Origin of the sequence: Streptomyces sp. NPDC014733, from assembly GCF_043083385.1 — a bacterium.
In the GTDB taxonomy this organism is placed as follows: Bacteria; Actinomycetota; Actinomycetes; order Streptomycetales; family Streptomycetaceae; genus Streptomyces.
This window is the reverse complement of record NZ_JBIBYO010000001.1, coordinates 925,224-938,402: the sequence shown is the minus strand read 5'-3', so window position 1 is coordinate 938,402 and position 13,179 is coordinate 925,224. Positions and strand designations below refer to the sequence as shown.

At 67.2% G+C, this 13,179-nt stretch carries 12 protein-coding genes and 1 pseudogene; 10 read left to right on the top strand and 3 right to left on the bottom strand.

The genetic code is table 11. From position 1 onward, the window contains the following. Positions 1–16: 16 nt before the first annotated feature. The 4 genes from ACF1BH_RS04155 (at position 17) to ACF1BH_RS04140 (ending at position 4,728) form a co-directional block, all read left to right on the top strand. A complete protein-coding gene (locus ACF1BH_RS04155; RefSeq protein WP_391640819.1) occupies positions 17–1,027 on the top strand; it encodes an N-6 DNA methylase in 1,011 nt (336 codons plus the stop codon). Beyond that, the gene (locus ACF1BH_RS04150; protein WP_391640818.1) at positions 1,024–1,545 is read left to right on the top strand and encodes a hypothetical protein; all 522 of its coding nucleotides are present in this window, start codon (positions 1,024–1,026) and stop codon (positions 1,543–1,545) included. Before ACF1BH_RS04155 ends, ACF1BH_RS04150 begins: the two co-directional genes overlap by 4 nt. Beyond that, complete coding sequence (locus tag ACF1BH_RS04145; RefSeq protein ID WP_391640817.1) at positions 1,542–3,191, top strand: DUF4192 domain-containing protein; 1,650 nt, start codon at positions 1,542–1,544, stop codon at positions 3,189–3,191. The genes ACF1BH_RS04150 and ACF1BH_RS04145 overlap by 4 nt, the downstream gene beginning before the upstream one ends. A 1,003-nt stretch (positions 3,192–4,194) precedes the next feature. Then, on the top strand, positions 4,195–4,728 hold the full coding sequence (locus ACF1BH_RS04140) for an NUDIX hydrolase (protein ID WP_391640816.1): 534 nt from the start codon (positions 4,195–4,197) through the stop codon (positions 4,726–4,728). Between the two features lie 12 nt (positions 4,729–4,740). Here the strand turns inward: ACF1BH_RS04140 and ACF1BH_RS04135 are convergent, their stop codons facing one another. After that, the gene (locus ACF1BH_RS04135) at positions 4,741–6,060 is read right to left on the bottom strand and encodes a helix-turn-helix domain-containing protein (protein WP_391640815.1); all 1,320 of its coding nucleotides are present in this window, start codon (positions 6,058–6,060) and stop codon (positions 4,741–4,743) included. A gap of 641 nt (positions 6,061–6,701) precedes the next feature. On the opposite strand from ACF1BH_RS04135, the gene ACF1BH_RS04130 reads away from it, so the two are divergent. Beyond that, positions 6,702–7,241 (top strand): class IV adenylate cyclase, encoded by a 540-nt coding sequence (locus ACF1BH_RS04130; protein ID WP_391640814.1) that lies wholly within the window; start codon positions 6,702–6,704, stop codon positions 7,239–7,241. Positions 7,242–7,306: 65 nt separating this feature from the next. After that, complete coding sequence (locus tag ACF1BH_RS04125; RefSeq protein ID WP_391640813.1) at positions 7,307–8,416, top strand: radical SAM protein; 1,110 nt, start codon at positions 7,307–7,309, stop codon at positions 8,414–8,416. 162 nt (positions 8,417–8,578) lie between these two features. On the opposite strand, the gene ACF1BH_RS04120 is transcribed toward ACF1BH_RS04125, so the two are convergent. Next, the gene (locus tag ACF1BH_RS04120; protein WP_391640812.1) at positions 8,579–9,415 is read right to left on the bottom strand and encodes an SLATT domain-containing protein; all 837 of its coding nucleotides are present in this window, start codon (positions 9,413–9,415) and stop codon (positions 8,579–8,581) included. 543 nt (positions 9,416–9,958) lie between these two features. Here ACF1BH_RS04120 and ACF1BH_RS04115 point away from each other — a divergent pair. From ACF1BH_RS04115 to ACF1BH_RS04100, 4 genes and pseudogenes are all read left to right on the top strand, one after another. Next, positions 9,959–10,462: pseudogene (locus ACF1BH_RS04115) on the top strand (transposase); the annotation flags it as partial. A gap of 336 nt (positions 10,463–10,798) precedes the next feature. Then, complete coding sequence (locus ACF1BH_RS04110) at positions 10,799–11,062, top strand: HAD family hydrolase (RefSeq protein ID WP_391640811.1); 264 nt, start codon at positions 10,799–10,801, stop codon at positions 11,060–11,062. Positions 11,063–12,062: 1,000 nt separating this feature from the next. After that, positions 12,063–12,302: a helix-turn-helix domain-containing protein gene (locus ACF1BH_RS04105; RefSeq protein ID WP_391640810.1), complete on the top strand. Its 240-nt coding sequence runs from the start codon at positions 12,063–12,065 to the stop codon at positions 12,300–12,302. Next, entirely contained in the window at positions 12,271–12,483 is a 213-nt protein-coding gene (locus ACF1BH_RS04100; RefSeq protein ID WP_391641020.1) for a hypothetical protein, read from the top strand. Before ACF1BH_RS04105 ends, ACF1BH_RS04100 begins: the two co-directional genes overlap by 32 nt. Here ACF1BH_RS04100 and kdpC read toward each other — a convergent pair. Next, a complete protein-coding gene (gene kdpC / locus ACF1BH_RS04095; RefSeq protein WP_391640809.1) occupies positions 12,464–13,129 on the bottom strand; it encodes a potassium-transporting ATPase subunit KdpC in 666 nt (221 codons plus the stop codon). The genes ACF1BH_RS04100 and kdpC overlap by 20 nt on opposite strands. Between the last annotated feature and the right edge of the window lie 50 nt (positions 13,130–13,179).

Here is a 13,179-nt window from a genome sequence, read left to right as displayed (position 1 = left end):
CAGAAAGGAATCGGCCGTGACCGACGACTTCATGCCCCGCACCGCAGCCACGATCGCCACCGTGCGCCCCGTGCCCTCATGGGCGAAAAACCCCTCGCCCAAGCCCACCGCCCACACCACCAACAAGATCACCGCCCGCCGCTACGCCGCCCCGAACGACCCACACGCGCACGCCCACAAGATCGCCGACAACGTCCTCGACGCCTGGCACCAGAACTTCGGCGGCAGCAGCATCGACATTCCCCTCGGCACCGTCGCCGGGCTCTGCCTGCTGCGCAACCTCCCCGGAGTCGCCGACCTGGTGCTCAACCTCACGCCCGAACAACTCCCGCAACTCCTCAAGGAGATCTATCTCGGCCACTGGATCAAACGCCCCGACCTCATCAACCGCGCCATACGCCTGCACGACTGGGCCTGGAACCCCAGCCCGGCCCCCCAACAGCTCCGCGCCGCCCACGCCGTCACACGCACCGCCATCAACACCGGCCTACTCGACCTCACCGGCCACGACGACCCCCAGCGCCGCGCCGAAGCCGACGTCCTCAGCCCCCTACTCACCAACCTGCGCCACAAGAGCGACAAGAAATGGCGCGGCGAATACCACACGCCAGCCTGCGTCAGCGACCTGATGGCCAACATGACCATCGACGAGGACTCCGCCAAGCCCGGCATGACCATCTGCGAACCCGCCATCGGCTCCGGCATGATGTTCCGCTCCGTCGCCCAACGCCTACGCGACCTCGGCCTCAGCACCCACGACTTCGGCTGGTACGGCAACGACGTCGACTCACTGTCGGCCGCATGCGCCGCCGTCAACGCGATCATCTGGGACCTCGGCCCCCGCTGCCTCATCGGCTGTGCCAACAGCCTCACACGGGACGACGACTACGCCAAAACACGTACCGAAGCCCTCGAAGCCTTCGAAGAACGCGACCGGCACGTAGAAACCGCCACCACGATCGCCGCCCACCGCCGCGCCCTCGCAGCCTTCGACAACCTCATGGCCGGCGCAGGGAACGCAACATGACCGACGCCTTCGACCGACCCCGCACAACCCCAGCCCCCCGCCGCCGACGGCCAGCCTTCGCCGCACCACGCGATGACATCGACCTACCGCCCCTCGACCAGATCACCCCGACCCTCGACCCGCCCTGGCTCAAAGAGGAAACCGACACCCCCGAGCGCAAAGCCACCTTCCGCCACCCCGACGGCCACAGCCTCGGCCTGCGCGTCCAATCCCGCGGCCTCACCATCCAGACCTGGATCACCGCAGGCCCCTACCTGCCACCGATCCCCGACCTAGCAACCCCCGACGAGCGGGCCAAAGCCAACGCCGCCCGCGACGCCCGAATCCAACCCGGCCGCACCTGGCACACCGTCCTCAACACGCGCACCAGCAATGCCCTCGCCGAAGACCTCGGCGCCCTCATCCGCGACCGGCTACTACCCGCCCTGACCAACAAGCCACGCGGCATCCCCGCCCCGCCCCCACCCACCCGCATCGGGCAGACCGACACCACCGCGCACGAAGGAACCCAGAAATGAGCCCCGACAACACCGTGCAGGTCAACACCCTGCCCAACCTCGCCCAGATCCTGCCGTATCTCCTCGGCCACTACCCAGACGACAGCATCACCCTCCACGCACCCGGCCCCAACTTCCACGACGGGCCGACCATGACCTACCCCCTGCCCGAAGACCCCACCCAGTGGCACGCCACCTCACAGAAAGCCGCCCGCCACTTCGCCGCGTACGCCCATGACCGAGGACACGACCTCGGCCAAGGCGTCATCATCTACCTCTGCCGTGAACCACGCTCCAACGAGACCCCCTGGGACACCGCAGCCCTCCTCGCCCCCGTCACCGACTGGCTCACCACCGAACTCACCCAGCAGCGTGCCACCGTCCACCAGACCATCGGTCTCGTCGCGAACCGGTGGTGGGCCTACGAATGCCACACAGACGGATGCTGCGAAGGAGAACCGCTTCCCTCACCCGACGACCCCACCAGCGTGGCCGCGCAGATGGCCCGCCTCGGCCGCACACCCGGCCCCCGCACCCGCGACATCATCAACGAGTTCCGCGCGACCACCACAGACCCTGACTTCCTCCAGGACCTGCGCAACGCCGCGTCCCGCTTCAACACCGCCTCCGCCACCGGCGCCGAACTCGACGCGACACTGACCACGACCTACGCCCAGATCGACACAGCCATAAACCAGTTCCGGGCCGGAACAACCACCCTCAACCGCACCCTGACCGCACAACTCATCGTCGGCCTGCAAGACGACGCAGCCGTAGATGCCGGCGCAGCTCACACCGCAGACGACGACCTTCCCCACGCCCGCCAACTATGGGCCTACCTCGCCCGACACAGCACCGCCCAGCCCGCCCGGGAAGCCGTGCCCGCCCTGACGCTGTACGCCTTCGCCGCATGGCAGCAAGGCGACCTCATTGCGGCCCGGCTAGCCCTACGCGATGCCCTCACCGCCGATCCCGAATACGACCTGGCCCTCGGCATACACCTCTGCATCACCGACGGCGAGAACCCCCACGACCTCCTCTCCGCCATCCAAGACAGTCACGCCCGGCGTAAGACACAGACCCAGCACACCACCCAGGTCACCAGCGAATACCGCCCTATTGCCGACACCACAGCACACCGTCACCGTGAGGCCCTTGACGCGGCCGTTGCCACAGACCGCATCACCCGAGCCTTCACCGAACACGGACAGTTCCTCGCCCGCTGCGGCACGATCGACATCATCAACGCAGCCCTGGCCGACTTCCGTGCCGGCCGTGCCCACCTCATGGACGAGATCGCCGCGCGCATCATCCTCGGCATCCAAGACCGGCTGACCCGAGACGTCGCGATGTCCACCGGCGACGAGAGCGACCTCCCCGCCGAGCGGCAACTGTGGGGCTACCTCGCCCGACGCTGCGTACCGCCGCACACCGACAAAGCCCCACACCTCCTCACCCTCCTCGCCTGGGTGGCCTGGCGGCAGGGCGACATCACCACGGCCTGCCACGCCCTCTCAGATGCGCTCGACATTGAGCCCGGCAACAGGCTCGCCGAGCCACTTCTCAACGGACTCCGCGACGGCTTCGACCCGGCCATGTTCTTGGAGATCCTCCGCGACGAAGAGAAGCAGTTCCAAGCCGAGCGGGCTGACCTCGACAACCTCTGATTCCCACGGTGGCCCCGGCGCAGTTGCCGGGGCCACCCCGACCTGCCCCCCTGTGACCACACCGCCCGATGCCCGCGAAGCCGCCGTCCGCCACTTCACCACAGCCGGACGGCAAGCGGCGGAGCGAACACCATCAGCGCGGGCCGACCGGTTCCGAACGCGGCAACGACGAGCTAGCGTGTAGCCACACGGCTGACCTGCACAAACGGTCAACGGCTCAACTCCCGGGCTGGGGGAGAGAGGGGCCGCTCCCCCCCAAAGCATCTGCGGTGCTCACCGAATCGCGACCGGCCGGTTGACCTCCGCAGACCTCTCAGCTGGATCTCAACGACCTGTTTTCAGGCCCTCAGTTGGGAACGAGATGGGAACGGAAGGGCAGAGAAAGCCCGGGAAGAATCACGAAAGACCCCGCCGTCATCTCTCCCTATCGGGCCACTGAACTGCGAAAACAGTGAAGCGGGACGCAGGATAAGGAAAGGTGAGTAAGCCTATGATCATGCTTGTAAAGCGAAGGTCGTCGGTTCGAATCCGACAGGGGGCTCTTTGGAAGCTCAGGTTGGAACTCTTCTGACCTGGGCTTTTCCTTGTTCTGGGCCCGGCGGGACGGGAACGCGATGATCTTCGCGCCCTCATGTGTGGCCATCGCGTCCGACTGGTGTCGCTGCAAGGGGCTGGACGCGCTCTTGTGGGGGCTCTATCGGCGCCGGCTGCGGGGGGGTGGCTCGACCCTGTGCCGGTCGGCGGGCGGCGCCCCTGGGGACGATGGCGGCCGTTGCCTCGGCTGCTTCCTGGGCGACCTTCGGCAACACCGACTGGGATACCGGACGCGATATCCGGCCGGTCTCAGCCGCCGCACCAGCCGTACAGCGGCGACGGCGTTGAACACCCGACTGGCGCGCTCACACGGCACCTGGGCCGAGGCGGCCGAGAACACCGTCGGACGTGGTCACCTCCCCCACCCGCTCTGCGATGCTGAACTCAGCACGCGAAAGGGGCGGCGTAGATGCAGTGGAAGACCCATGGCGAACGGCAGATCTACACGAACCGGTGGGTGAACCTGTGCCTGGTGGATGTCCAACAGCCTGACGGGCACCGGTGGGAACACCACGTCGTCCGGCTGCGGCATCTCGCTGTGGCGGCGGTGGTCAACGAGCGCCGCGAGGTCCTGATGATGTGGCGGCACCGGTTCATCACCGACTCCTGGGCGTGGGAGCTGCCCATGGGGCTCATCGAGGAGGGCGAGACTCCGGAGGAAGCGGCGGGCCGCGAAGTCCTGGAGGAGACGGGTTGGCGCCCGGGACCGCTCAAGCAGCTGATCTACGCCGAGCCCGCGAACGGGATTACCGACTCGCAGCACCATGTCTTCCGGGCCGACGGCGCGACCCGCATCGGGCCGCCGACGGAGAAGAACGAGTCCGACCGCATCGAGTGGATCCCGCTCGCCGACGTGCGGGGCATGATCGACCGCCGGGAGATCGTGAGCAGCGGCTCCCTCGTGGGTCTGCTGTACGTGCTGATGGATGAGGCGATTCGCTGACGTCCGAGCGGCTCACGCCGGCAGCAGTTCCCGTAGTCGTGCCTCGAAGGCGATGGCGGTGGGTTCGTTCCGGTGTGGGCCGAGCTGGTCGTAGAACTCTCTGAGATGGCCGGTCACCCGTTGGGAGGCGATCGCTGAGGCGTGCTCCAGGGCGTCCGTGGCCGTCCGGCATGCCTGTTCCAACTTGCCGCGCTGGAGCTGGGTGCGGGCGAGCCAGAGCGTGTGGAACGCGCGTCCGCGCTGGTTGGAGTCGCTCTCCCTGCGCAGGGCGTCGGCGATCAGCGGTTCGGCGGTTGCCGCCTCGCCCAGGCGTCCGTGCGCGATGCCGGTGTCCACGATCAGCTTCGGCTCGTCGAAGTACCGCACCCACGTCGGGTCGGAGTCGCCGGGGCGAGTGCAGTCGAACTGGCGGTGCGCCTCGGACAGCGCCGCGTGAGTGGCCGTGCGGCTGCCCAGTGTGGCGTGGGCGAAGGCTTCCCGCATGGACAGCATCGACATCACGCGGGGCGTTGCCCCGGGCGCTCCCCGGGCCGCGTCCTGGGCGGCGTTGACGTAGGCCAGGGCGTCTCCGGGCTTGTCCTGATACGTGGCCTGGAGGCTCATACACGCCAGGACGTTGGCGATGAACTGCCGGTCGTCGACCTGCTTGGCCAACTGCAGCGCCTCGGCGAAGTACGCGCGGGCCTGGCTGTACTGGCGGGCGTCGAAATACGTCCAGCCGGTGAGGCGCGCCAGCTCTGCCGCGACTCCGTACAGCTCTTGGCGGATGGGTTCGGGGTAGCCGTCGTGCAGAAGGCCGACGACATACCGGAGCTGGCCGACCACCGCTGGCCGAAGGACCTCGCCGCCGTGCTGGTCATCCCGCCGCCAGTAGTCCTCGATCGATGCCTGCAGGGCCCGGAGTGTGGACGGGCCGGGGTCCGCCCGCGAGGCGAGTGCGAGGAAGCTGTCCACCTCGGAACCGGGCAGCGTGGCGGGAGCAGGTTCCTGTACTGCCGCTTCCTGGGGTGGCTGCCGCTCGGACACCGTGAGAGCGGTGGGCGTCTCCCAGGAGCGCCGGGCGAGGCCGAGCATGTGGCCGGGGATGCGCAGGCCGTCCGCGACGCGCTCGATGACGTCCATGTGCACCAACTGGCGGCGCCCGGCCATCACTTCGCCGACGCGGCTCGGAGTCAGGTCACACCGGCGGGCGATCATCGACGGATAGATGCCCGCCCGCGCCTTGACCAGCCGGAAGACCCTGGCGAAGTCGCGGACGCGGCAAGCCTCGATCATCTCCGCGTCGGTGAGCAGCCGGGCAGGCAGTTCCTGCGGACGGGAGGTCTCGGGCATCGCGAAGCTCCAACTGCTGAGAACTACTCACTGTCGCTACGAATCACCAGGCGTGATGGTACCCAAGTTGGGTAATCAGCAGGGCCTTTGGAGCAGGTTGCCCCGCTCGCGATGCTCTCTCCATGGCGAACGAACAGCTGACGAGCATCAGAAGCGGCGCCCCGATCCGGGGCCGTGCCGCCGATGAGGCCAGGAGGCGGTGGCGGTGTTGAGTAGTGCTCCTTGCCCGGCCGTGGGCTCTTTGACGATCGACAGACGGAGCGGGCGGGCCGGAGTGGTCATGGGACACGTGGGCGCGTACGTGCAGCTCCGGCCACCGCGGGGAGGAACCGAGTGGGACGTGCCGCCCGATGAGCTTCGCCGGCCCACCCGTGCCGAAGAGCTGAGTGCCAAGGTGTCCGTCGCCAACGGGCGGTGGGGACGGTGAGAACGCGCCCGGTGCGCTGGCTCGCGCGCTACACCGGCCCGCTGCTCATCATTCTGTTCTCGGCCTCGTGCGGTTTCGTGGTCGGCGTGGCAGTCGCTCTGTCACGGAACTCGCCGCCGGTCGGCCCGTAGCCAGATACCCGATGAACACGGCTGCCCCCCGCCCCGAGGCCACCACTCGCACCCCAGCGACACCTACACAGATCGGATCTCCCATGGCAGGCATCGAATACGAGGCGAAGGCTCTCGACATCGACCCCGCGAAGACCGCTCGGCTCATCGTCGAGGCGGGCGGCATCCAGCAGTCCGAACCCCGGCTCATGCGCCGCTACGTCTACGACACCGTCCCGGCCGTCCCCGGCCGCTGGGTACGGCTCCGCGACACCGGAGACGGCGTCACCCTGTGCGTCAAGCAGATCGCCACGGACGCCATCGACGGCACCCACGAAACCGAGATCACCGTCGACTCCTTCGAGGAAGCCGGCGCACTCCTCGGCCTGGTCGGCCTCACCCCGCGCAGCTACCAGGAGAACCGCCGCACCTCCTACACGCTCGGCGGCGTGCGGCTGGAGATCGACGAGTGGCCCCGCATCCCGCCATACCTGGAGATCGAGGCCGACGACGAAGCCCAAGTCTGGAACACCGCCGCCGCCCTCGGGATCGACCGCGAGCACCTGACGTCGATCAACACCACCAAGGTCTACGCCCGCTACGGCATCGACCTCGACTCCATCGCCGACCTGCGCTTCGCATAGGCGGCGGCATCTGCCACCACCGGCCGGGGCGGGTGCCCCGGCCGGTACGGAAAAGGGGGAACACCATGCACGACCTCACGAACCTGCCGGTCGAGGTCAGGCCGGACCGCACGCTACGTGTGAAGATCATCGACGCCTGCGGGCTGGCCTGCTCGTTCTGCCACAACGAGGGGACCCCGGTCACCGCTGACAACACCGGCCGCGCCGCAGACCAGTTCACCGGCACACCGGGCCGCTCCGGCCGCGTGTCGATCTACCTCAAGACCAACGGCGCCGACTTCCTGCCCGCCCGCATCCCCGCCGACACCGACTTCGCCCTCGCACTCGCCGCCGTCCGCGGCAGCCTCCCCACCAACGAAGTGCACTTCACCGGCGGCGAACCGACCATCCACCCCGATCTGCCGGGCCTGATCCGCATCGCCCGCCGCCTCGGACTGACCGTCGGCCTCACCTCCAACGGCGAGAACGGCGCCGCCGTCCTCCCCGACGCCGCAGCCGCCGGCCTCGACCGCATCAACCTCAGCGTCTTCGGCACCACCCCCGAAGAACTCGCCGCCGTCCAAGCCCCACGCCTCGCCTCCCCCAAACTCGCAGCCCGGAAGCTGGACGCGCTTACGCATACGATCGAGGCCGCCCGCGAGCACGGCATCAAGGTCTCCGCGAACATCGTCATCCCCGACCACCACCACGTCGAACGCGTCCTGCGCATCATCGAACAACACGGCCGCTCCGTCGTGGTCCGCATGCTCGTCTCCCTGGAGGACGACGGCGCCTCATTGGCCGCCATGCAGGAGGTCGTCGACCACCTTGGCGCCATCCCCGTCCGCCGGATCATCACCGCCGGAGCCTCCGACCAGCGGGTCCGATACCGTCTGCCGGACGGGCGAACCCTCTACGCCAAGAGCATCCGTCCCGTACGCCTTCCGGAGACCTGCAACGGCTGTCGGTTCAACAACCCCGACGACTGCCAAGAGGGGTATTACGGGGTCCGCATGTACCGCGCCACCAACGGCCCGTTCATGGTCGGAGTCTGCATTCAGCGAATGGACCTCTGCCTCCCCCTCGGCGAATTCGTCATGAGTCAGCGATGCCAAGAAGTCGCCACGTTCCGGGAGGACGAGGCGGCACGGCTGGCGCGGCTGCACGCGGTTAACGCACCGGCTGGGGGAGCGTGACCTCCAACCGCGGCTGGAAATGACCCACGAGGCCCGGCATACCGACTGACGAAGACGCTGCAACATGGCAGTGGTCCTCTGCGAAGTGCGGACAGGCCGTTCCTCGGCGCATCATCAGCGCGCCGGGGAACGGCCTGCACCCGTTGGCAGTAGGAGTGCGGCCTAGACGACCTCTGCATTCCCTTCATGCGGCTGATCAAGCTGCTGTTCGCGCTTGCGTTGCTCAACCCTCAGAAGCTCGATTTCCTTGGCAAGCTTGGCCAGCCTGACGGATTCTTCAGGATCGTCGTAGGGGTAGATTCCCAGTTCGAAAGCCGTCGCGTGGTGTTCAATTTCGTCTGCTGTCTGCTGTAGATAGAATGCTCGCTCGCGCCACTTGTAGTACCCGGTGAAGCCTGCTGCCGCACCTACCGTAAGCGTAATTCCCATGGCCCAATATTTAAGAGGTGCTGGCGTATCTGCAAGCGCGGAGATGGAGGTTCCGCCCAGCGATCCGAGGATGATAACCGATTGGGCGAAGTTGTGCCTCCTCCTGTACTTCTTTCCGTCTTTACGCAGGCTTTCGAGTTCCGTCGGAATGGAATCCTTGTAGGAATATTGGCGATCGGGAACTGGGAGGCCAAGCCGGGCGGCGTCCAGAAGACGCAGCTCTTCCGCTGCTTCTAGCTCGATCTTGAGTTCTCGCGGCGTCCTCTCGTAGTGTTTTCTTTTATCGTCCCGCGCCTTCCATTCAACTCCCCAGACAGCGCCGCAGGTGGCGGCGCTGAGTACAAATACAGGGATGGCGATCTTGTTTGCGAGGGCGATAGAGTCCCATCCGACAGCTACGTTCGCGATGACGAAAGCGAAGAGGAGGGCGACGGCTAGGGCCCCGGATGACCAGCGGGTAACTGTCTGAATGGTCCTGATGCGTAACGCAACTCGGATTTCGGCGATATTTTTCTTGTGTTCGATCAGGGCCTTGACCCTGGTCGCTGTGCCCTGCGGAGCCGCCTCCATTGTCCCTTTCCTTTCTTTTTTCGCGTGCTCGTGGACCGCCCGAGGTGGATGGGTCTCAGGGAGCTGCCGATGGCCTGCCTGGCAGTCCGGGGCCGCGTCACCCGGGAGGGTGTTTTCCTCTCCTGCGCACCGTTCGGGACGGGTGCTTCGCCGAGCTGCAATGACAAGGAACGCGCCACCAGCAACCCCGACAAATGCGATCAATGAGCCCATGCCGAAAGCGGCTAATAGTGGAAATGTGGCTTCCAAGGCCCTCCCTGTTGGATTGTGGCCACGCTTTAGTTCCGCTCGTTGAGCTGCAAGGTCTACGTAAAGTCCTTATTTCATAAGGTAGTTGAAGCTCTGATTCGGCGGGGCTGATTGCCTGAGATCTTGACCTCGCCCAGATGGGGAAAATTGTTCTAATTCGGAAAAATGTTCGAGTCGCATCCCGAGGGGAGGTGAGGGGTGCGGCCGTTGGGGGCGCCAGGTCTCCGTATGCCGCCTCGACTTCAGATCCCACCCCGGCAGATCGCCCCCTTCATGCGTGAGTCAACGGGTCCGCGGGATGTCCTCCCCGACACCCATGAGCAGAGGCGCTGGGTCCACAAAACGGCCAATGTCCTGGACGCCCTACCGAAGTCGGCTCAGCCGACGGCGAAGAAGGCGATCCAGGACATTTGCAACGCCGAGGACCGCGACCACGCCGAGCAGGCCATCCAGGCCTTCGCCAAGCTCTACGGCGCGAAGTTCCCCAGGGCCGTCGAGAAGACCACCGACGACCAGGATGTCCTGCTGGCCTTTTGCGACTATCCGGCCGAGCATTGGATCCACCTGCGGACCACCAACCCCATTGAGTCGACCTTCGCAACCGTCCGCCTGGGCACGAAGGTCACCCGGGGCGCTGGCTCCCGCGCCGCGGCCCTCGCGATGGTTTTCAAGCTCGTCGAGTCGGCCCAGACCCGCTGGCGGGCCGTCAACGGAGCCCACCGCGTCCCGCTCGTCCGCGCCGGAGCTCGCTTCGAACGCGGTCGGCTCGTCGAGAACCCTGAGGTGGTCGCCGCATGAACCGGACCGCGATCCTGACCGACATCGGTGGCGTCCTGGTCCCCGACTGCCTGACCGCGGCCGCCGCCGAGTGGAGCGCCCGGCTCGCGATCACCCAACGCGTTTTCCTGGCTGCGCTGTTCGGCGGGAACGACGGCCAGGTACCCATCGGCCACACCCGCGAGGAAGCCTGGTGGAGCATCGTTCAGGACCGGCTCGGAATCAGCCTCGACCTGATCAACGAGATCCAGCGCGACCTGGCGTCCAGGGAGACCTGGGACGACGCCCTTGTGGAGGGCCTGCGCAGCCTCCGCGGCCACGCGAAGACCGCCATCGTCAGGCAACACCTGGCCGCTGATGCGCACCAGGATGGCGAACGCCGGCCTCCTCGACGTGGTCGACGCCATCGTCTTGTCCTACGAGGTCGGATACTCCAAGCCCGACCCCCGCATCTATGCTTCCGCCCTGCAACGTGTCGGTTCCCGTCCCGCCGAGACCCTCTTCATCGACGACACTCCAGGACACGTCGCGACCGCGAGGTCACTCGGGATGGCCGGTCACGTGCACACAAGCACCCGCGACACCCTCGCCCGGATCTGGGAATTCCTGCAGCCGAGCTGAATCGAGCGCCCCACTGCCCGCATCACCCGCCGAGCCGCCGCCCACAACTCTTGACAATTACTCCTCATGCAGTCGGGAACACAACTGTGGAGTGAACGTGATAGCGCGACCAGGGTTCGCTACGGGATGCGCCCCTGTATCGGCTCCGAACGCCGAAGGCGCTGATATGTGCCAGCCACCAGGGGTAAGCCGTCCACGTGCTAGTCGTACCTGGCCACGCGAAGGAACCGGCGCCGGTGTGGACCGGCGCCGGTTCCTGGCATCCTTACGCGCCAACGTGAGGATGCGAAAACCCTGTTCAGCTTTGGTTGGAGCCAGTAGCGATCAGGGAGAGCTGCCACAACGCCAAGCTCGCCGGGATCGTCGCAGTCTGGTCTGCATGACCGCAAGCCGAATTGGGGCGATCCTGCATCATTTCTGATTACCACATGCAACGGTAGCTGCGGCAGGTTCGCTCAGAGGTGTCGTGACGACTGGTCAGCGACGTGATGGCGGCGCGACGGCCTCGCTGTGACGTGTCCAGAAGACTCGTACGACCGAATCCGCACTGGGACAACAGTGCATCAATTGTTGTCGAGAGGACGGGTTTCACCTGTTTGGCTGCCACCATGCTGTCTACGCCGCGCCTGGGCAGCGCCAACTGCCCGCGGCCGTAAGCAATGGAGCCAGTAGCACCCGTCCGGCGGCCGAACGGCCGCCGGACCTCAACATCAGGGAGTCCCCCCTTGTCTCAGCACCATTCCGTCGCATGTGTGGAATCTCAGCCCGCTCCGCGGCGTCTGACGGGCAGCGAAGCCGTAGTCGTCATTGTGATCACCGCCTTGGCTGGCGTGCTGGCCGTGAGGGGTCTGCCGATTGCTGAGATTCTCCAGCTCCTGGCAGGGGCTGGGCTGGTCGCCGTCTTGGTCCTCGCCTTGCTGGTCCATGGCCGCAGGCCGGCCATGCTTCCCGCACTTCGTGCGCTGCTCGCTCCCGGGGCACAGGCCTGAGGGCGGCGATTGTGGGACGTCGCGAGCACGCAGTGATCACGGACAATCGGTCTTTGGCGGAACTGGCCGAATGGTTGCCCAAAGCGCGGGCGCTCACCGGACTGACCTACACCCGCCTGGCCGACCGGGCCGGCTATCACCCCACGACGCTTCAGCGCGCGGCGTCCGGGAAGTCCGTGCCCCGTCGGGCTGTTGTGATCGCCTACGCACGCGCCTGCGGTGTATCCACTGACCATGCTCGGCAGTTGTAGCGGCAGGCGCGGTACGAGGAGCGTGGAACTGCGGGTGTCCCGCAACGCGCGCTTCTACGGCCGGTTCATGCTCCAGGGGGCGCAAGGCGCCGCACCGTCGCCGGCCGCCCGGCTGGTCGCGGTGACGCCGGCCGATCAGGTCGGCGCGGCCTTCGAGGCCGTCAGTCCCGTACGGGTCTGAGCCCAGCGGTGGCTGGTCGCCGCGGCGCGGCCAGGGCGTGGTTCAGCTCCACGACGCTGACGTAGGGCTGCCCCAGAAAGCCCAGGACGCGCCCGTGGACGTGGCGGGAGACCAGCTGTCCGACCTGGTCGGGGGTCAGGTGGCGGGCCTTGGCGACGCGGTTCACCTGCTCGTATGCGGAGGCCGGGGAGATTGCCGGGTCGAGGCCCGAGCCGCTGGCGGTGACGGCGTCAGCGGGGACGGAGGCCGCGGGGACGCCGTCGAACGCGGCGACGGCGGCGCGGCGGGCCCGTACGGTCGCGGTGAGGGCGGGGTTGGCGGGGCCGAGGTTGGAGGCGCCGGATCTGGTGGGGTCGTAGCCCCCGGCGGAGGGGCGGGGCTGGAACCAGGACGGGTCGGGGCGCGGGGCTTCGTCCGGGTCGTGGGGGTTCCGCTTCGGCAGGGTGAAGTTCTGGCCGATCAGGCGGGAGGCGACCGTTCGGCCGTGGGCCGTCAGCGTCGAGCCGTTGGCCCGGTCGGGGAAGGCGACCTGGGCGATGCCGGTGACCAGGAGCGGATAGGCGATGCCCGTGAGGACGGTGAGGACGAGCAGCATGCGCAGAGCTGCCAGGTGGCGTAGCGCGGCAGAGGGGAGGAAGTGCGCCATGGTTGCCTTCTCCTGTCGTGGGGCGCCGGTGGGTCCTCCTCGTCCGCCGG